General features: G+C 61.1%; 18 protein-coding genes. 12 read left to right on the top strand and 6 right to left on the bottom strand.

From position 1 onward, the window contains the following. Positions 1 to 203 precede the first annotated feature (203 nt). Positions 204 to 1,055, bottom strand: coding sequence for a pyruvate, water dikinase regulatory protein (locus ACTHLA_RS08950; protein ID WP_440187581.1), 852 nt, complete (start codon positions 1,053 to 1,055; stop codon positions 204 to 206). A 514-nt stretch (positions 1,056 to 1,569) separates the two neighbouring features. Here ACTHLA_RS08950 and hemE point away from each other — a divergent pair. From hemE to ACTHLA_RS08900, 10 genes are all read left to right on the top strand, one after another. Then, complete coding sequence (hemE, locus tag ACTHLA_RS08945; protein WP_440187578.1) at positions 1,570 to 2,586, top strand: uroporphyrinogen decarboxylase; 1,017 nt, start codon at positions 1,570 to 1,572, stop codon at positions 2,584 to 2,586. Continuing rightward, the gene (gene hemH, locus ACTHLA_RS08940; protein WP_440187575.1) at positions 2,586 to 3,611 is read left to right on the top strand and encodes a ferrochelatase; all 1,026 of its coding nucleotides are present in this window, start codon (positions 2,586 to 2,588) and stop codon (positions 3,609 to 3,611) included. Before hemE ends, hemH begins: the two co-directional genes overlap by 1 nt. Beyond that, complete coding sequence (locus ACTHLA_RS08935; RefSeq protein WP_440187572.1) at positions 3,611 to 4,060, top strand: CopD family protein; 450 nt, start codon at positions 3,611 to 3,613, stop codon at positions 4,058 to 4,060. Before hemH ends, ACTHLA_RS08935 begins: the two co-directional genes overlap by 1 nt. A gap of 334 nt (positions 4,061 to 4,394) precedes the next feature. Further along, positions 4,395 to 5,810, top strand: coding sequence for a transcription termination factor Rho (gene rho / locus ACTHLA_RS08930; RefSeq protein ID WP_440187569.1), 1,416 nt, complete (start codon positions 4,395 to 4,397; stop codon positions 5,808 to 5,810). A gap of 108 nt (positions 5,811 to 5,918) precedes the next feature. After that, positions 5,919 to 6,179, top strand: a complete 261-nt coding sequence (locus tag ACTHLA_RS08925; RefSeq protein WP_440187566.1) for a DUF6489 family protein — start codon at positions 5,919 to 5,921, stop codon at positions 6,177 to 6,179. 9 nt (positions 6,180 to 6,188) lie between these two features. Next, complete coding sequence (gene mnmE, locus ACTHLA_RS08920) at positions 6,189 to 7,517, top strand: tRNA uridine-5-carboxymethylaminomethyl(34) synthesis GTPase MnmE (RefSeq protein ID WP_440187563.1); 1,329 nt, start codon at positions 6,189 to 6,191, stop codon at positions 7,515 to 7,517. A 70-nt stretch (positions 7,518 to 7,587) separates the two neighbouring features. Further along, a complete protein-coding gene (gene mnmG / locus ACTHLA_RS08915) occupies positions 7,588 to 9,453 on the top strand; it encodes a tRNA uridine-5-carboxymethylaminomethyl(34) synthesis enzyme MnmG (RefSeq protein WP_440187560.1) in 1,866 nt (621 codons plus the stop codon). Positions 9,454 to 9,461: 8 nt separating this feature from the next. Next, the gene (gene rsmG / locus ACTHLA_RS08910; RefSeq protein ID WP_440187772.1) at positions 9,462 to 10,088 is read left to right on the top strand and encodes a 16S rRNA (guanine(527)-N(7))-methyltransferase RsmG; all 627 of its coding nucleotides are present in this window, start codon (positions 9,462 to 9,464) and stop codon (positions 10,086 to 10,088) included. After that, on the top strand, positions 10,078 to 10,929 hold the full coding sequence (locus ACTHLA_RS08905) for a ParA family protein (RefSeq protein ID WP_440187557.1): 852 nt from the start codon (positions 10,078 to 10,080) through the stop codon (positions 10,927 to 10,929). The genes rsmG and ACTHLA_RS08905 overlap by 11 nt, the downstream gene beginning before the upstream one ends. 29 nt (positions 10,930 to 10,958) lie before the next feature. Then, complete coding sequence (locus tag ACTHLA_RS08900) at positions 10,959 to 11,843, top strand: ParB/RepB/Spo0J family partition protein (RefSeq protein WP_440187554.1); 885 nt, start codon at positions 10,959 to 10,961, stop codon at positions 11,841 to 11,843. A gap of 117 nt (positions 11,844 to 11,960) precedes the next feature. Here the strand turns inward: ACTHLA_RS08900 and holA are convergent, their stop codons facing one another. Genes holA through ACTHLA_RS08880 form a run of 4 tightly spaced genes read right to left on the bottom strand, consistent with a single transcriptional unit; the run spans position 11,961 to position 16,694 of the window. Then, positions 11,961 to 13,013, bottom strand: coding sequence for a DNA polymerase III subunit delta (holA, locus tag ACTHLA_RS08895; protein WP_440187551.1), 1,053 nt, complete (start codon positions 13,011 to 13,013; stop codon positions 11,961 to 11,963). A 6-nt stretch (positions 13,014 to 13,019) separates the two neighbouring features. Then, positions 13,020 to 13,547, bottom strand: a complete 528-nt coding sequence (gene lptE / locus ACTHLA_RS08890; RefSeq protein WP_440187548.1) for an LPS assembly lipoprotein LptE — start codon at positions 13,545 to 13,547, stop codon at positions 13,020 to 13,022. A 5-nt stretch (positions 13,548 to 13,552) separates the two neighbouring features. Further along, positions 13,553 to 16,123, bottom strand: coding sequence for a leucine--tRNA ligase (gene leuS / locus ACTHLA_RS08885; protein ID WP_440187545.1), 2,571 nt, complete (start codon positions 16,121 to 16,123; stop codon positions 13,553 to 13,555). 40 nt (positions 16,124 to 16,163) lie between these two features. Beyond that, positions 16,164 to 16,694 carry a DUF3576 domain-containing protein gene (locus ACTHLA_RS08880; protein ID WP_440187769.1) on the bottom strand — a complete coding sequence of 177 codons (531 nt, stop codon included), beginning with the start codon at positions 16,692 to 16,694 and terminating at the stop codon, positions 16,164 to 16,166. 450 nt (positions 16,695 to 17,144) lie between these two features. Here ACTHLA_RS08880 and ACTHLA_RS08875 point away from each other — a divergent pair, with 450 nt between their 5' ends. Beyond that, positions 17,145 to 17,591, top strand: a complete 447-nt coding sequence (locus tag ACTHLA_RS08875) for an NtrZ family periplasmic regulatory protein (protein ID WP_440187542.1) — start codon at positions 17,145 to 17,147, stop codon at positions 17,589 to 17,591. Here ACTHLA_RS08875 and ACTHLA_RS08870 read toward each other — a convergent pair. Further along, positions 17,588 to 18,223 carry a thiamine phosphate synthase gene (locus tag ACTHLA_RS08870; RefSeq protein ID WP_440187539.1) on the bottom strand — a complete coding sequence of 212 codons (636 nt, stop codon included), beginning with the start codon at positions 18,221 to 18,223 and terminating at the stop codon, positions 17,588 to 17,590. The two genes, ACTHLA_RS08875 and ACTHLA_RS08870, sit on opposite strands and share 4 nt — an antisense overlap. 53 nt (positions 18,224 to 18,276) lie before the next feature. Between ACTHLA_RS08870 and ACTHLA_RS08865 the strand changes: the two genes are divergently transcribed. Continuing rightward, positions 18,277 to 18,900: a YggS family pyridoxal phosphate-dependent enzyme gene (locus tag ACTHLA_RS08865; RefSeq protein WP_440187536.1), complete on the top strand. Its 624-nt coding sequence runs from the start codon at positions 18,277 to 18,279 to the stop codon at positions 18,898 to 18,900. Positions 18,901 to 19,173: the final 273 nt, after the last annotated feature.

Here is a 19,173-nt window from a genome sequence, read left to right as displayed (position 1 = left end):
GGAGGGAAAGGGAAGGGGGCAATTGCCCCCTGCACCCCGGAATGGATCAGTGACTACTTCCCTGAATAATCTGAAATCAAGGCCCTTGGGAGCCTTGATTTCAGATTATATAGGTAATTAAGCGCCGAGCTATTTTCGGGGTGCAGGGGGCATTAAGGCGCGCTACCGCTGTGCTGCTTGAGCGCAGAGCCCCCTTCCCTTCGTCAAATCCCCCCACGCCGTCCCGACCTCTTCTCATTCAGCAGACTGATAATGTTCGCCGACGTCTCCTCGACCGAGCGCCGCGTCACGTCAATCACCGGCCAGCCCTTGCGTTCGAACAAACGCCGCGCCGCGATGATCTCCTCGCGCACCGCCTCCTGGTCGGTATAGGAGGACGGCCGGTCGTCGTTCAGGGTCAGTAGCCGGTTGCGGCGAATCTGGATCAATCTTTCCGGCGAGGCGATCAGCCCGACCACAAGGGGCGCGTCCGGCGCCTCCAGTTCTTCGGGCAGGGTCCGCCCCGGCACCATTGGAATATTGGCCGCCTTGATGCCGCGGTGCGCCAGATAGATGCAGGTCGGCGTCTTGGAGGTGCGCGACACCCCAACCAGCACAACATCCGCCTGTCTTATCTTGTCCGCCATCGCGCCGTCATCATGGGCGATCGCATAGTTCAGCGCCTCGATGCGCTCGAAATACTCATTGTCGAGATTATGCTGCGCGCCGACGCGTTTCGACACAGCCGCGCCTAAGTGCCGGGAAAACGCCACCACCAGAGGATCGAGCACGCCAATCGCCGGCATGTCCAGTTCGCGGCAACGCATTTCCAATATATTGCGCAAATCTGGATCGACCATGGTGTGCAGGACGATGCCCGGAAAACTTTCGATCTCCTGCAAGGCGCGCTCAAGCTGCTTTTCCGAACGGATCAGCACATAGATGTGCTCGATCGGCAAAATGCCCTCAAAGCGCGCCGCCGCCGCCTTGGCTAGGGCGTTCAGCGTCTCGCCGGTGGAATCCGATAAAAGGTGAACATGAAAATAGCTGCCGATCCTGGCGCTGGAAGCTGGCATTGTCTTGGCGTCCTCGTAAACGGGATTTGCTTCGTCTCATAGCCTATTTTCGCCGCGAAAAAAAAATCTGTGGGCGGAAACGGTGGAAAAAGCGTGGGCGGTTTATGGACAATGTCCGGGGGAACGGCATCTAAGCCTGCGATCTGTGGACGACGGTTGACAACTGTGGTTCTTATCCCGCCGGCGGCCAAAAAGTTAAAAATGTATAAACGCGAAATCCGTCTGTGTGAGTAGGTTAAGACTTCATTAACCTTTCACAGCGGCATCCCGACAGGCTTTAAGGATTTGTTAAACTTTCCTAAGACTTGGTTAATTATCCCTGAAATCCCCAGCCTGTGTAAGAACGCGTATCCCGTCTTGCGCAGACTGTGAAAAACCCGTGAATCACGCGGATTCTGCGGCGTTTTTCCGCACTGTCCCCGCCTCTAAAAACCCCTTCTATCTCTTTTCTTTTCTTTAGGTTTGGGTCATGAGGAGAGGAGCTTTTCAGACAGGTTGACTCATGCAGACGGCTATGGCCCCTATATTGGACGTTCTATCCGGCAAGGCGCAGAAACGTCCACCGGTCTGGTTCATGCGTCAGGCTGGACGCTACCTGCCGGAATATCGGGAGTTACGCGCCTCGACCTCGGGCTTTGTCGATTTTTGCCTGACACCGGAAAAGGCCGCTGAAGCGACCCTACAGCCGATCCGGCGCTTCGGTTTCGACGCCGCCATCCTGTTTTCCGACATATTGATGATCCCTCTGGCGCTCGGCCAAGATCTGACCTTTGCGGCGGGCGAAGGTCCGGTCCTCGGCGATCTGCCGGACGTGTCCTCTATGCGCGACAAGGCGGCGCAGGCGGGCGAGGCGTTGAAAAACGTCGGTGAAACCCTGAAGATCGTCCGCGCTGCGCTCGATCCGTCCAGGACGACGCTGATCGGCTTTTGCGGCGGGCCGTGGACGGTGATGACCTATATGCTCAACGGCAGGAAGGCGTACGACCGCAGCCTGATCCGCGCCTTCGTCTATGAACAGCCGGAACTGGTGGCGCAGGTGGTGGACATCGTCATCGAAGCCTCGGCCCACTATCTGAAAATGCAGGCCGAGTCCGGCGCGCAGGTGCTGAAAATCTTTGAAAGCTGGGCTGAGGGATTCCCGGACCCCTTATTCGAGCAACTGGTGATCGAGCCGCATATCAAGCTGGTGAACCGGGTGCGGGCCTTGGGCGTAACCCTGCCGATTATCGGTTTTCCACGCGGCGCCGAGGCGCGCTGTCATGACTATATCGACGCGGTCGATGTGACGGCGATGGCGCTCGGTACAGCGACGCCGCTCAAATTGGGGGTCGAGTTGCAAAAGAAAAAGCCGATTCAGGGCGCGCTCGATCCTGTCGCCCTGCGTTCCGGCGGCAAGGCGCTGGATGCGCAGATCGACACCATCCTGGACGCCTGGGGGCAGGGGCCCTTGATCTTCAATCTGGGCCACGGCATCTTTCCTGACACGCCGATTGCGCATGTCGAACAGGCGCTGAAAAGGATCAGGGGGTAATGGCGAAGCGCATAGCTGTCTTGCTGTTTAATCTGGGCGGACCAGAAAAGTCCGCCGATGTGCAGGGTTTTCTCTACAATCTGTTTGTGGACAGGCGGATTATCAACCTGCCCTGGGGATTGCGTCAGGGCGTGGCGGCGATGATTTCGTCGCGGCGCGCGCCGATGGCGCAGAAGAATTACGCCCTGATGGGCGGCGGCTCGCCGATCCTGAAGGAAACGCAAAGTCAGGCTGACGCCTTGCAGGCCCTGATCGATGCGCGCTCCCCCGGTCTGGAGGCGCGCGTCTTCGTCGGCATGCGCTACTGGCGGCCCTATATCGAGGATGTGGCGCGCGAGATTGCCGGATACCGGCCCGATCACGTCGTTGTGCTGCCGCTTTATCCACAGTTCTCCTCGACCACCACCCTGTCAGGGTTTGAGGCGTTCAAAAAGGCCTATAGGGGACCGGGACAGGTCCACATGGTTTGCTGCTATGCCGGAAACGCGCATTTCATCAAGGCGCACGCCGACATGATCGCCAGCCGGATCAAGGACTTAGCCGATCCGCAAACCTATCGCCTGTTGTTTTCCGCCCACGGCCTGCCCGAAGCCATCGTCAAGCGCGGCGACCCTTACTCTGAGCAGGTCGAGGCCAGCGTCCGACGCATCATGGACAGCCTGGCCAGCGATATGGAATATACGATCTGCTACCAGAGCCGGGTCGGGCCGCTGAAATGGATCGGGCCTTCGACCGATGACACGATCCGCGAGGCCGGGCGCGATGGCAAGTCGGTGATCCTTATACCCATCGCCTTTGTCTCCGAGCATATCGAAACCCTGGTCGAGCTGGATATCGAATATGCGCATCTGGCGCGCGAGGCGGGCGTGCCGGACTATGTGCGTGTGCCGGCCCTGGGCGTCAATCCCGACTATATCAAGGCGCTCAATGACGAGGTGCTGAAGGCCATCGGGACGGAGGCGGCGGTGATCGGCGATCACGACTGCGCCGCCTGCCACAGCTTCTGCCCCAAGAGGAAACGGTGATGGACTGGTATAATCTGCTCAAAGGCCTGCATATTCTGGCGGTGATCGCCTGGATGGCGGGCATGCTCTATCTGCCGCGCCTGTTCGTCTATCATATCCAGAACAAGGAGAAGCCAGAGGTCACCAGCGTGTTCCGGGTGATGGAGCGCAAGCTGTTGCGCCTGATCATCAACCCGGCGATGATCGCGACCTGGCTTTTCGGCTTAAGCTTGTTGTGGCTCTATTTCCATCAGCACTGGGCGGGTCTGCTGAGCGCGTGGATACTGGTCAAATTGTCAGCGGTCCTGCTCCTGAGCGGCTATCACGGCTTTCTGGCCAACCGCTTCAAGAAACTGGACCGGGGCGAGGACATCGGCTCGGAAAAGTTCTGGCGCATGATCAATGAGATTCCGTTCGTGCTGGCGGCAGTGATCGTGCTGTCAGTGACGTTGAAATACGGCGCGCGGTAAAGATTTTGGGGTTTGGGGCCGGTTGGCCCCAAGCCTTCCCTGTTCTTTTCCCACACCGCCCTTTAGGGCGATGCGGGAAAAGAAAGGCAGGATGTGGGGTCAATTGACCCCACGCCCCATAAATTTATTTGACCGCAACGCCCATTCCTGTACACACATCTTGACTTGACCCGTGTGCGATCCGATCTGCACCGGGAAGTTCAAGGCCACCGCGTTCTGCGGCAGAGCCTCAGCCAAAAACCTCCCAGCCGCACGAGACCTTGTATCGGCGGCAGCCCAACTTTTTCGCGCCGGACCCGAAAGGTCGCAGCGCCACCTGACGTATGTGAGCACCATGAGCGATACCGAAAACGACACGCCCGAGCACGAGCTGCCCGATGCGGAAAACCCTGAAAACGAATTGCCCGAAAACGACTTGATCAGCGACGACGCCGAAGAGGCCGATGAGGATGAAGGCGAGGACGAAGACGAACGCCCGTTGAGCGGGCAGAAAATGTCCCTGCAATTCCTCAAGGACAAGACCCCGACCGACCTGGTCACCTTCGCCGAAGGTCTCGGCATCGAGAACGCCTCCAACCTGCGCAAGCAGGATCTTCTGTTCGCCGTGCTCAAGGCCCTGGCGGACGACGGCGTCGAAATCACCGGTTCCGGCGTGATGGAAGTCTTGCAGGACGGCTTCGGCTTCCTGCGCTCGCCCGAAGCCAATTACCTGCCCGGCCCCGACGACATCTATGTCAGCCCGCAGCAGATCCGCCGCCACGGCCTGCGCACCGGCGACACGGTTGAAGGTCTGATCCGCTCACCGCGCGAAGGCGAACGCTATTTCGCTCTGACCAAGGTGCAGACGATCAATTTCGAAGACCCGGAAACCATCCGCCACAAGGTCCATTTCGATAACCTGACGCCGCTTTATCCCGAACAGCGCCTGTGGATGGAGATCGAAGACCCGACGATCAAGGACCGTTCGGGCCGCATCATCGACATCGTCGCGCCGCTCGGCAAGGGTCAGCGCTGCCTGATCGTCGCCCCGCCGCGCGTTGGTAAGACGGTCATGCTGCAAAACATCGCCAAGTCGGTCGCCGCCAATCACCCGGACTGCTATCTGATCGTGCTGTTGATCGACGAACGCCCGGAAGAAGTGACCGATATGCAGCGCACGGTGCGCGGCGAGGTTATCTCCTCGACCTTCGACGAACCGGCTACCCGCCACGTTCAGGTCGCCGAAATGGTCATCGAAAAAGCCAAGCGCCTGGTCGAACACAAGCGCGATGTCGTGATCCTGCTTGACTCGATCACCCGCCTCGGCCGCGCCTACAACACCGTCGTGCCGTCATCGGGCAAGGTGCTGACCGGCGGCGTGGACGCCAACGCCCTGCAACGCCCCAAACGCTTCTTCGGCGCCGCGCGCAATATCGAGGAGGGCGGCTCGCTGACCATCATCGCCACCGCCCTGATCGACACCGGCTCGCGCATGGACGAAGTCATTTTCGAAGAGTTCAAGGGCACCGGCAACTCGGAAATCGTGCTGGACCGCAAGGTCGCCGACAAGCGCGTCTTCCCGGCTATGGACATTCTCAAGTCCGGCACGCGCAAAGAGGATCTGCTCACCGACAAGGTCAATCTGCAAAAGACCTATGTGCTGCGCCGCATCCTGAACCCGATGGGCGCGCAGGACGCGATCGAATTCCTGATCGACAAGCTGCGTCAGACCAAGAACAATGCCGAGTTCTTCCAATCCATGAATACGTGATAATGGCGGGGGTTCACCCGCTGTTTGACGCAAACCCTTGCCAACCCGATATGACAGGCTCATATCGGGTTGTTGCTTTATGAAACGGTTGATTCGTCAGGAGACATCATGAAGGTCACGGTCAATGTCGAGTGCTCGCCCGAAGAAGCGCGCGCCTTTCTGGGCCTGCCCGATGTCGAGCCGTTGAACGACTATATCATGCAGCAGATGAAGCAGCGTCTGGAGCAGAACATCCACTCCATGCAGCCGGAAGAGATGCTTAAGAACTGGTCGAGCCTCGGCGTCACGGCGCAGGATCAGTTCTTCAAGCTGATGCAATCGGCGGCGCAGGCCAGCCTCAACACCTTCGGCGGCAAGACCGACAAGTAGGTGTTTCACGTGAAACACACGATTTTCGCCCTGGCCAGCGCGCAGGGTCGGGCCGGGGTTTCGGTCATTCGCATATCGGGGGCGCAGGCATTTGAAGCCGCCGCGCGTCTGACCGAAAAAAAACTGAAGCCGCGTCACGCCACCTATGCGTCGCTAATCTATCAGGGTGAGCTGATTGATCAGGCGGTGGTGATCGCCTTTGCGGGTCCGCACAGTTTCACTGGTGAAGACTGCGTGGAGCTGCATGTGCATGGTTCGCGCGCCATTCTGGACCGGCTTTACGCCATTCTGGGCGAGTTGGGTCTGCGTCTGGCGCAGCCGGGCGAGTTTTCGCGCCGCGCGCTGGAGAACGGCAAGCTTGACCTGACCCAGGCCGAGGCCATCGCCGATCTGGTCGACGCCGAATCCGAGGCGCAAAGACAGCAGGCCCTGACCCAGCTCGGCGGCGGATTGCGCGCGCAGTATGAGCAATGGCGTGGCGAGCTGATGGAACTGCTGGCGCGGCTGGAAGTGTTTATCGACTTTCCTGATGAAGACCTGCCCGACGATCTGGCGGCGGCGATTCGCGTGCGGATTGACGATCTGGCGAACCGTTTGGACGCGGCCATCGCGGATTCGCAACGTGGTCGGCAGATACGTGAGGGTTATCGCATCGTCATCCTTGGCGAGCCTAATGCGGGCAAGTCGAGCCTGTTCAACGCATTGCTCAAAGCCGAAACCGCCATTGTGACGCCGATCGCTGGCACCACGCGGGATGTGATCGAAGCGCAGTTGCGCATCGGGCCATATTCTGTGCTGCTGTACGACACGGCGGGTCTGCGCGAAACATCCGAGCTGGTTGAGGCCGAGGGCATCCGCCGCGCCCGCGCCAAGGCGGATGAGGCCGATCTGCGTATCTGGGTGATCAATGCTGGCGATCCGGCCTTGCCAAACGACTGGCGTGATGGTGACCTGATGGTGTTCAACAAACTCGATGAAGCGAACGAAGACGGGCGCCGCGCCGTTGCGGGTTTGTGTGTTTCACGTGAAACATCGGTGTTCGGCGTCAGCGTCAATCTCGGTGACGGCATGGCGGAGCTGATCCATGCGATCGAAAATCGGGTCGGGGAGGCCCTGGCCAATATAACCTTCCCGGCGGCGACGCGGCAACGTCATATCGACCGCCTGAACGAGGCGCGTGATCAGTTGATCCAGGCCAGAGACGCCATGCGCATCGCGCCGGAGCTGTCCGCTGAGAATGTCCGCTCGGCCATTGCCAGCTTTGACGCCCTGTTCGGTCGCTACGACGTCGAAGGCGTGCTCGACCTGATCTTTTCCAGCTTCTGCATCGGCAAATAGACCGATTGCGATTCGACCGCTGCGGGCCGATCTGCTATAGGCGGCGGTTCAGTTTTCGTGCGAGTGGGTCATGACCGAAAAGCTATGGGATGTGATTGTGGTTGGCGGCGGCCATGCGGGCAGCGAGGCCGCGACGGCGGCGGCGCGTCTGGGCGCGCAGACCCTTTTGCTGACCCATCGCTTCGAGACCCTGGGCGAAATGTCGTGCAATCCGGCCATAGGCGGCCTCGGTAAGGGCCATCTGGTGCGCGAGATCGACGCGCTCGATGGCGTCATGGGCCGTATGGCCGATGCGGCGGGCATGCAGTTCAAGGTATTGAACGCCTCAAAAGGTCCGGCGGTGCGCGGTCCGCGCGCCCAGATCGACCGCAAACTTTACCGCGAAGCCATGCAGACCGAGCTGTCGCAGACCGAAAACCTGACGATTATTGAAGCCGCCGTCGAAGATTTGATCGTCGCGCAGGGTGTTGTCCTGGGCGCCATCGACGCGAATGGGCAAAGCTATCGCGGGCGCGCCGTTGTGCTGACGACCGGCACCTTTTTGCGCGGCGAAATCCATATCGGCGATAAGCGCATGCCCGCAGGCCGTTGGGGCGATCAGCCCGCCAATGGTTTGGGGCAGAGGCTTTACGACCTCAAGCTCGATATGGGTCGGCTGAAAACCGGCACGCCGGCGCGGCTCGATGGCCGCTCCATCCACTGGGATCGCGTCGAAAAGCAGTTGGGCGATGCGGTGATCCAGCCGTTTTCAACCCTGACGCCGTCGATTGAACGCGAGCAGATCGCCTGCGGCGTTACGGCGACCAACGAAAAGACGCATGAAATCATCGCCGCGCGGCTGGAGGAATCCGCCGTCTATGGCGGGCGTCTATCGGGGCGCGGGCCGCGCTACTGCCCGTCCATCGAGGACAAGGTGGTGCGCTTCGCCGATAAGACCTCGCACCAGATTTTTCTGGAGCCGGAAGGCTATGATGACGACACCGTCTATCCAAACGGCATTTCGACCAGTGTGGGCGAGGCGACGCAGGACGCCTTCCTGCGCACCATTGTCGGTCTGGAAGACGTGATCGTCAAACGCTACGCCTATGCGATCGAATACGATTACGTCGATCCGCGTGAACTGCATCCGACGCTTGAGCTGAAAAAATTGCCAGGCCTGTTCTTGGCGGGTCAGATCAACGGCACGACCGGCTATGAGGAGGCGGGCGCGCAAGGCTTGATGGCCGGCATCAATGCGGCGGCGCGGGCAGGGGGCTATAGCCCGACCATTTTGGGCCGCGACGAAGCCTATATCGGCGTGATGATTGACGATCTGGTCACGCGCGGCGTCACCGAACCCTATCGCATGTTCACCTCGCGGGCGGAGTTTCGCCTGTCCTTGCGCGCCGACAATGCCGATCAGCGCCTGACGGATCGCGGACTGGCGATTGGCGTGGTGGGCGCGCGTCGTAAGGCGACATGGACGCAGAAGCGCGACGCCTTGGCGGCGATGCGCGTGCGGGCGGCGGAATTGAACGCGACGCCGAAAGAGGCGCTGGCGCAGGGCATTCAGGTCAATGGCGACGGTCAGCGGCGTAATCTGATGCAATTGATGGCTTACGATACGTGCAACCGCGAGCGGCTCGAAGCGCTGTGGCCTGAAGTCGCCACATGGGATGCAGGCCTTTTCGAGCAGATCGAAATCGACGCCCTCTATGCCGGTTATATGGCGCGGCAAAAAGCCGAGATCGAAAGCTTCCGTCGCGATGAAAATCTGGCCCTGCCGGACGATCTCGACTATGCGGCGATTGGCGGCCTGTCGAACGAGGCGCGTGAGAAGCTGAGCCGTATCCGTCCGGCGACCCTGGGTCAAGCGGGACGGATTGAGGGCATTACGCAGGGCGCGCTTTCGACCCTGTTGTTCCATGTGCGCAATGCGAGCAAGCGTATCGCCTGATGAGCCACATGACGCCGGAAGAGATGGCAGCAAAGCTGGTGTTTCACGTGAAACACGACGCGATCGCCGACCTGCAAAGCTTTTATGCGATGTTGTCAAAGCAGAACGAGGTGATGAACCTTGTCGGCCCGGCCACCTTGCCGGACTACTGGTCGCGGCACGTATTGGATTCGGCGCAACTGCTCGATCATCGGCCCGATGCGCGTAAGTGGGCCGATCTGGGCGCAGGCGCAGGCTTTCCCGGCCTGGTTCTCGCAATCCTGCTCAAACATAGTGACGGGCCGGAACCCTCTGTTTATCTGGTCGAATCTCTAGCCAAGCGCTGCCGTTTCCTTCAGGAGGTCGTGATCGCGCTCGACCTGCCCGCGCAGGTGATCAATGACCGCGCCGAGAATGTCAGACTCAAGGTCGATGTCGTAACCGCGCGCGCCGTGGCGCCGATGACGAAGCTGCTGGGCTTTGCCGAAACCTTCGTCAAGGCGGGCGCTGATGCGTGGTTTTTAAAGGGGGAAAACGTGGAAAGTGAACTGGCGGAAGCTGGTAAAAACTGGCGTTTTGACGTAAGTGTTTACGAGTCCGTCAGCGATCCCCGCGGTCGCGTGATCCACGTTGAAAGGCTGCGCCGTGCCCGATAACGCTACCGAAATTCCGGCTACAATCGAACGGAAAGCCCGCGTTCTGGCGGTCGCCAACCAAAAGGGCGGCGTCGGCAAGACGACGACAGCGATCAATCTTGGCACGGCTCTGGCGGCCATCGGCAAGCGCGTGTTGCTGATCGACCTTGACCCGCAGGGCAATGCCTCGACCGGGCTTGGCGTGCCGAAATCGCAACGCGCCTCCTCGCTCTATGACGTGATCGTGGATCAAAGACCGATTGGTGATACGGCTGTTCAAACGGCGGTGCCGGGTCTGTGGCTGCTGCCGTCCGATCCCGACCTGTCGGGCGTCGAGATTGAACTGGGACAGGCCGAGCGCCGCTCCTACCGTCTGCGCGACGCGCTTGACGGTCTGGAAGCGGCCAGCACGGGCAAGAAGGACGGTTATGACTATATCCTCATCGACTGCCCGCCGTCGCTGAACCTGCTGACCGTCAACGCGATGAGCGCGGCGGACGCCGTGCTGGTGCCACTGCAATGTGAGTTTTTCGCGCTTGAAGGGCTGACGCAACTGATGCGCACGATTGACCTGGTGCGCGGTAGCCTGAACCCAAAACTGGGTCTGCAAGGCATTGTGCTGACCATGTTCGACCGTCGTAACGCCCTGTCCGGTCATGTCGAGCGCGACGTGCGTTCGCACTTTGGCGACCTTGTCTATACCACGGTCATACCGCGTAATGTGCGCGTGTCCGAGGCGCCGTCCTTCGGCAAGCCGGCGCTGATCTACGATATGAAATGTTCGGGCAGCCAGGCCTATATCAAGCTGGCGCGCGAACTGGTGGCGCGCGAGCGGGCGCGTAAGAAGGCCGAAGCGGCCTGATCCTGATCACGACCTACGGAAAAGAAATTATGTCGGAAAAACAAAGAGGTCTGGGCCGTGGCCTGTCGGCCCTGCTGGGCGATCAGGGTGTGGCGGCGGCGGTGAACGAAGCGCCGAAAGCACAAGGCGAGACGACGCGCGGGCTGGAGCAGCCCATCGAACTGCTGGTGCGCAACCCCGACCAGCCGCGCCGTCTGTTCCGCGACGAGGAGATCGAGGAACTGGCCGCGTCGATCCGCGAAAAGGGGGTCTTGCAGCCGATTCTCGTTCGCCCGGCCCCCGGTCAGGCTGGGTCTTACCAGATCATCGCCGGGGAGCGCCGCTGGCGCGCGGCGCAGAAAGCGGGCCTGCATACCGTGCCGGTCATCATCCGCGAACTGGACGATCTCGACGTGCTGGAGATCGGCATTATCGAGAATGTGCAGCGTTCCGACCTCAACGCCATCGAAGAATCGCGCGCCTATCGCGTCTTGATGGAGCGTTTCGGCCGCACCCAGGACGCTTTGGCGCAGGCGGTCGGCAAGAGCCGCAGCCATATCGCCAACGCCTTGCGCCTGCTGAACCTGCCGGAAGCGGTGCAGGACCATGTGTTGCAAGGCCGTTTGAGCGCCGGTCACGCCCGCGCTCTGATCACGGCGCACGACCCGGAAGGGCTGGCGCAGATCGTGATCGACAAGGGCCTGTCGGTGCGCCAGACCGAAGCGCTGGCGCGCGATGGCGGTAAGCTGGAGACCAAGTCGGCCAAACCGGCGGCGCGCGGCGGCGACGCCGACACCCTGTCGCTGGAGCAGGACTTGCAGGAGGCGCTCGGTCTGAAAGTGCGGCTGGACGACAAGGGCGGCAAGGGCGAACTGCGTCTTGCTTATGCGACGCTGGAACAGCTCGATGAGCTGTGTCGTAAGTTGATGAAATAATTATATATTTTCAGAGAACGGCGTCCTGCGCGCATTTGGGTGGGCGCGCCGTACAGATATGGGTGTAAATGCGCGAAAATAGCCGATTTATGGCCGCGTTTTCTCGTTTTTAAACCCTTATAATCCCGCCCGCGCCGCCCGTCCGGCGATTTGCAGATAGAGGCGCTCCGAGATCAGCGCGTCGGGCATGCCGGTCGATTTGCACAGCTTGTCGGCTTCGATCAGATCGGCGGCCAGGGCGTCGAGCGTATCGACATGCCAGGCCTGCGCCTGCCGCAACAAGTCGTTCTCATCTTTCCAGAAGACCCCGGCGGCGCGCGCGGCCTCTTTCGTTCCCATGCCTTTTTGCAGCAGCGATTTGAGCAGTTTCAGCTTGTTGTAATGCAGGCTGAGCGCGCGCATCGCGTCGGCGCCGCCTTCACCCTCGGCAAAAGCGCGGCGTAAGCCTGCCTGCGCCGGTTTCATCCGACCGCCAAAGGCGTCCTGCGCGGCCTTGAACAGCGAGGCTTCGGGCTCGACGCCGAGAAAATCGAGAAGTTCGTTTTCATTCAGCGTCTTGTGCGAACCGGGGCCGATAAACAGCACCAGCCGTTCGATCTCCTGCCGCGCTATGCCGCGTTCCTTCGGCAGGCGCTGCGCAAAGATGTCCATCGCCGCTGAGGTCAGGGCCACGCCATTGGCGCTCAGGGTCTCGCGCGCCATGCGCACCACATCGCCGGTCTCGTCTTCATAGCAGGCAATGCTGACCAGATTTTTGTCGGAATCGGCCAGACGGCGTAAGCTGGAGTCGCCGCCAAGACCGCCCGCCTCGATGACGATAAAGGCGTCGCGGTTGAACTCGCCCGCCGCATGCGCCTTCAGGGTCGCCGCGACCGCCTTGTCGAGCGTGGCCTTTTCGGAAAAGAATTTCAGCCGCACCAGCCGCCGACCGCCCATCATCGACAGGGCCTGCAATTCGCCTTCGAGCCTCGCCGGATCGGCCTCGATGTCGCTGTCGGTCAGGACCGAGACATTGAACGGGTCATTGATGTCAGCGACGATCTGTCTGGCCAGCCCCGTGGCGCGTTCGATGACCTGGCTGCGGTCCTTGCCGTAGATCAGGGCGCCGAGGACCGCTGGCGAGGGCTTGGCGAAAAAGGCGTCGATCTCGGCCCGTTTGGCGAGTTTCATGCGTAATCAGGGCGCTTTTGGCGCGTCGCCGTGGAAGTAGAGGGCGAGCGCGGTCTGAATCTTGCCGGAAATATCGGTGGCGATGCGTTTTTGCGCGTCCTGCTGCGCCACCACGCCGGTAAAGGGCGAGCGCGTGGTGTCATAGGTCACGGTATCGCTGAAATTGTCTTTATAGAGACTCTTGCCGGTCGATTTGTCGATGAGGTTGTACGACACCTGTGCGGTGATTTCGGAGCGCAGCGAGGTGTCATCGACCTGATAGCCGACGGCGAAATGCTGCTCCTTCATCGTGATCTTGAGCGTGTAGAGCTTATTGGGGCTGGCGTCGGTCTCCAGCCCGTTGCGCAAATCCTGTTCGAGGAAATAGCCGGTGCGCGTCTGCGGCGCATCGACCTCGATCGCCGCCATGCCGGAGGTGACGCCGGTTTGCGCGTACAGCGGGACAAAGCCACAGTTCGCCAGCAGGGGAAGCGCGGCCAGACAGGCGGCGAGGCCGAGAACGCGGATAGTCTGGCGCATGGCAGTCTGGCGCATTTGGCTTATCCTACGACGAAGTTGAGAATCCGGTTCGGCACGAAGACGATCTTGCGGATCGCGACGCCCTCAAGATGACGCTTAACCGCCTCGTCCGCAAGCGCGGCGTCGCGGATTTCGTCTTCTGTCGCGCCGACGCGGATCAGGAGTTCGCCGCGGCGCTTGCCATTGACCTGCACCGGCATGACATAGGCGTCGTCCTGCGCCAGGGCCGGATCGAATTGCGGCCACGGCGCTTCGGCGATCAAACCGTCCTTGCCCAGACGCGCCCAGCATTCTTCGGCCAGGTGCGGCGTCACCGGCGCGATCAGCCCGGCCAGCAGCTCCAGCGCGTCGCGACGCGCCTGCGAGCCGACGACGGACATGTCGTTGCTGCGGATGGTGGTCACCAGCTCATACAGCTTGGCGATGGCGGCGTTGAAGCGGAAGCCTTCGAAGCCCTCGGTGACCGCCTTGACCGCCTTGTGCGCGGCTTTCATCAGGTCGAGCGCGACGGCCTCATTGGCGCACGGCACCTCAACCTCAGGCAGGCTGTCGAACAGATCCCAGACGCGGTGGGTGAAGCGCCACGAGCCTTCGACGCCGGAGGTGGACCATTGCACATCGCGTTCGGGCGGCGAGTCGCTCAGGACGAAAAGGCGTGCCGAATCAACGCCATAGGCGTCGAAAATATCTTCTGGCGCGACAGTGTTCTTCTTCGACTTCGACATCTTTTCGACATCGCCGATGCTCAGGGCTTCGCCAGTGGACAGGCGTTTGGCGACGCGCTGGCCATCGACGGTTTCGACCTCGACATCGCCCGGCTCGACCCACTGGCCCTTGCCGTCCTTATAGGTCTCGTGCGTCAGCATGCCTTGCGTGAACAGGCCCGCGAACGGTTCCTTGACGTCGAGATAGCCGCAATGGTTCAGGGCGCGGGTGATGAAGCGCGCATAAAGAAGATGCAGGACCGCGTGCTCGATGCCGCCAATATACTGATCGACCGGCAGCCAGTAGTCGGCGGCCTGTTTGTTGATCGGTTCAGCGGCCTTGGGGTCGGTGAAGCGCGCGAAATACCACGAGGAATCGACGAAGGTGTCGAGCGTGTCGGTCTCGCGCCGCGCATCCTTGCCGCAATGCGGACAGGAGACGTGCTTCCAGGTCGGATGGCGCTCCAGCGGATTGCCGGGGACGTCGAAGGTCACGTCTTCGGGTAAGGTCACCGGCAACTGATCGTCGGGCACGGGGACGACGCCGCAGGTTTCGCAATGGATGACCGGGATCGGGCAGCCCCAGTAGCGCTGACGCGACACGCCCCAGTCGCGCAGGCGGAACACGGTCGCGCCTTCGCCAAGACCCATGGATTCGATGCGTTCGATGGCGGCGTCCTTGGCCGCTTCGATCTCCAGCCCGTCGAGGAAGCCGGAGCGGAAAATATGGCCGGGGCCGGTATAGGCGTCCTTGCCCACGGTAAAGCTGTCGGCGTCCGCGCCTTGCGGCAGCACGACTTCGCGCACCGGCAGGTCGTATTTGCGCGCAAAATCGAGGTCGCGCTGATCGTGGGCCGGGCAGCCGAAGATGGCGCCCGTGCCGTAATCCATCAGCACGAAATTGGCGACCCAGACGGGCAGGGTCTGACCGTCGATAAACGGATGCTTCACGCGCAGGCCGGTGTCGAAGCCCTGCTTTTCGGCGGTGTCGATATCGGCCTGCGAGACGCCGCCGCGGTTGAGACCCGCGATAAAGTCGGCCAGGGCCGGATTGTGTTCCGCCGCGGCGCGCGCCAGCGGATGGTCGGCGGCCAGGGCGATAAAGGAGGCGCCGTAAAGCGTATCGGGGCGCGTGGTGTAGACTTCGACGCCGTCCGCAAAGCCTTCGGGGGCCGCGCCATCGAACAGCCAGCGCATCTTCAGGCCGCGCGACTTGCCGATCCAGTTGGCCTGCATGGTGCGGACCTTGTCGGGCCAGCGCTCAAGCGTCGAAAGCCCTTCCAGCAGGTCGTCGGCAAAGCGCGTAATGCGCATAAACCACTGGGTCAGCTTCTTCTTTTCGACCAGGACGCCGGAGCGCCAGCCGCGTCCGTCGATCACCTGTTCATTGGCCAGAACGGTCATATCGACCGGATCCCAGTTGACCTGGGATTCGCGGCGATAGACGAGATCGTGCTTGAGAAGGTTCAGGAACCACTTCTGCTGCTGGCCATAATAGGCCGGATCGCAGGTGGCGAATTCGCGCGTCCAGTCGATCGAGAGGCCGAGCCGCTGCAATTCGCCGCGCATATTATTGATGTTGTCATAGGTCCAGCCCTTGGGGTGGATCTTGCGCTCCATCGCGGCGTTTTCCGCCGGCATGCCGAAGGCGTCCCAGCCCATCGGGTGCAGGACGTTGAAGCCACGCGCGCGTTTGAAACGGGCGACCAGATCGCCCATGGCGTAGTTGCGCACATGGCCCATATGGATGCGCCCCGACGGATAGGGGAACATCTCAAGCACATAATATTTGGGTTTTTGCGGATCAGCCTTGGTGAGGAACGTATTCGCCGCCGCCCACCGCGCCAGTTGGCGGGGTTCGGCTTCTTTCGGATTGTAGCGCGCCATTTAAGGTCAGGAGGATCCGTAAAAAAGTTGAGGTTAGGGCCTATTTCACGTCCGACAGGCGCAGTTCGCGCGCCTTGGACAGGATGGCGTTTTCCATGTCGATCTGAGTCTGCTGCGACACGTCGGCATTGGTCCACTGGCCGTTTTGCTGCACCTGCTTATAGACCGAGACGCTGAGCGCGTCGGCGCGCAGGCGCGAGTCGAGAATATAGACGGTGACCTTGAAGCGCTCATCCGGCTTTTGCGGATTGGCGTACCAGTCGGTGATGATGGTGCCGCCCCACGGATCGGCCGAGGCCAGCGGCATGAAGGAAATGGTTTCGAGCGAGGCGCGCCACAGATAGGCGTTGACGCCGATCCCGGCCTGAGCGTTCTCGTCGCTCTTTTTCGAGTGACCGCCGCCGAACAGATGCGACAGCGGAATCTTCTGATCCTGTTCCGGTTCGGTGGTGTTCGCGGATGCAGGCGCCGAAGGACCGCCGGGCTTGCCGCCCAGGCTGGCGCAGGCCGTGAAGCTCAGGCAAACGCCGAGCGCAACCGTCGCCAGGGCCGTTTTACGCATCATTGTCATCAAGGGATCGCTCCGCACATTGTCCAAACCCGCAAGGACCGTTCCGGTCCCGTCAAGGCCTTTGATTTTCCGACCCTGCCTGCAAATCCCCGGCCTGGCTCCCGGCTTCTATAGCATGGGGGTCAGGGGGTGTGACAAGAGGGCGCTCACAAGTTTGTCAACTCAGCAGCAAATCTGGGCGGATATGCGGCGAAGCGGCCCGCCATGGCGCGGAATTTGCTTCGGAAACGACATAAGCCGAGCCGCCCGTTGCGGTAAGGCGTGGCGGAATCACCACATCTGTGAGGGGAAAATTCGTAACCGGGCGATTCATCCCTATATATGTTTGACCGGAGCGGGCTTTGCCCTTAATCGCTTTTTGACGCTTGTGCATTATTGTGTGTTTAAGCGTCATGTTGCGCGTAATCGCCGTTTTGGCGGCGTTTTAGAGTTGAGACGATGAAACCTGTGATGTCCCTGTTGCTGAGCGCGACGATTCTGGCTGCGGCCGGAACGTCGGGTCATGCCCTGGCCGTCACGCCGGTGCAGAAGACGGTCCACGCCCAGCAAGGCGCGTCGCAGACCAGCTCTCTGAACCTGGCGCCCATTTCTCAGGACAGCTATATCAGCGACTCGACGACCAGCTTCAACAAGAACGGCTCCAAGTCGTATCAGTTCGACCTCAACAACAGGTGGGGCGTCAAGTTCGACGTCAACCAGCCGGAAACCAGCCCGTCGGGCCTCAACGACATCGACGCGGGCGCCTTCTATAAGCTGACCCCCTCTTTGCGCGTCGGCGGCAGCCTCGGTTTCGGCGAAAAGACCGATCCGATGAAGACCGAAGCGGCCAATGCCGCCGTGGCGCAGGACGCGCGCAAGCAGCCGCGTGTGCGTCTGGAAACCACGTTTAAGTTCTAATCCAATTTGAAAGCATCGACCGCGGCGACTCCGGCAAGGCCTGAGCCGCCTAATTGCGTGATCGTGTCGCAGGTGATCCCGCCGAGGCCATAAAGCGGCAGGCCGGTTTGCGCGGTCAGGGCCTGTACGCCTTTGAGGCCGAGCGCGGTCGCGGTTTGCGCCGACGGGCTGCGGCTGGCGAAGATCGGCGAAATGAAGGCGGCGTCGAAAATGTCTTCGTTGAGTTTTGGCAGGGTTTGGACGTCGTGGCAGGCGATGGTGAGGAGGGTGTCCGGCCTTGCGGCGCGTAAAGCGGCGGCGCGGGGAAGGCTGCGTTGCGCCAAGTGGACGCCGTCGGCTTCGACCTCGGCGGCCAGCACGTCGTCTTCGCCGATCAGGAAGGTCAGGCCGTTATCGCTGGCGATTTTGCGTAAGAGGCGCGCGCGTTGCGGGGCGTGCGGGTCGCCGAAATGGCGATAGACGACGCCGCAGCCTTGCGGCAGGTGGGCGACGATATCTTCGGGATGCGGCGTGCGCTCTGGATCGGTGAAGAAAAACAAGGGCGGCAGGGGCGACGGGTTCAAACCTGCGCGCGCCTGGGCTAAAAGGCGGGCCTTGTCGAGCAGGTAGGAATAGCGGGTCGCATATGTCATTGCCGGAAAACTCAAACGACGCCCCTCAGGCTTATCTTAGGCTGATCGCGAAGATGCACAAGGCGCTTAAAATGGCGGGGCGGGCGCCGGACGCCGCCTTTCTGACGGCGGTGTCCAAGACCCAGAGGTGGGACGCGATCGAGCCGGTGCTGCGGGCGGGACAGCGGCGGTTTGGCGAGAACCGGGTGCAGGAGGCGATGGAGCGCTGGGGGCCGGTGCGGGCGGCTTATCCCGATCTGGAGCTGCGGCTGATCGGGCCTTTGCAGAGCAATAAGGCGGCGGAGGCGGTCGGCTTTTTCGACGTGATCGAGAGCGTGGATCGCGACAAGATCGCGCGCGTTCTGGCTGACGAGATGCAGAAACAGGGGCGCGCGCCTGAGCTTTATGTGCAGGTCAATATCGGTGAGGAAGCGCAGAAGTCGGGGGTTATGCCGCGCGAGGCGGACGGGTTTTTGAAAACGGCGCGCGAGGTTTACGGGCTGAACATCGCCGGGCTGATGTGCATTCCGCCGGTTGAGGGGCCGCGCGGGCCGTATTTTGCGCTGTTGCGTAAGATCGCGGAGCGGAATGGGATCGGGCATTTGAGCATGGGGATGAGCGACGATTTCGAGACGGCGCTGGCCTTTGGATCGAATGAGATCCGGGTGGGGTCGGCGCTGTTTGGGGCGCGGGGATAGGTTTTTGACTGCGAAAAGACGCGAAATCCGCGCGAAGCGCCTTATCGTCTGTTGGTCACCTGACGTCTTTTTTTAACCACGGAAAACACGGAAAACACGGAAACGCCGCTCCGCGGCGTCAGAAGATTTATATTTCCGTGCTTGTCTCATGGTTTGTGTGTTCATTTTGGCTAGACATGAACGGTCGTGACCGGGGCAGCCACCCCAGTCACGACGGAAGGATTCGGACCGTTTCGTGTTGGGTTCCAAGAACCGTCGGAAAGTAGGGTCGTT

The sequence above is a fragment of the Asticcacaulis sp. genome (genome assembly GCF_051956075.1).
In the GTDB taxonomy this organism is placed as follows: Bacteria; Pseudomonadota; Alphaproteobacteria; order Caulobacterales; family Caulobacteraceae; genus Asticcacaulis.
The sequence above is the reverse complement of the archived record's forward strand: the minus strand, read 5'-3'. Positions and strand labels throughout refer to the sequence as shown.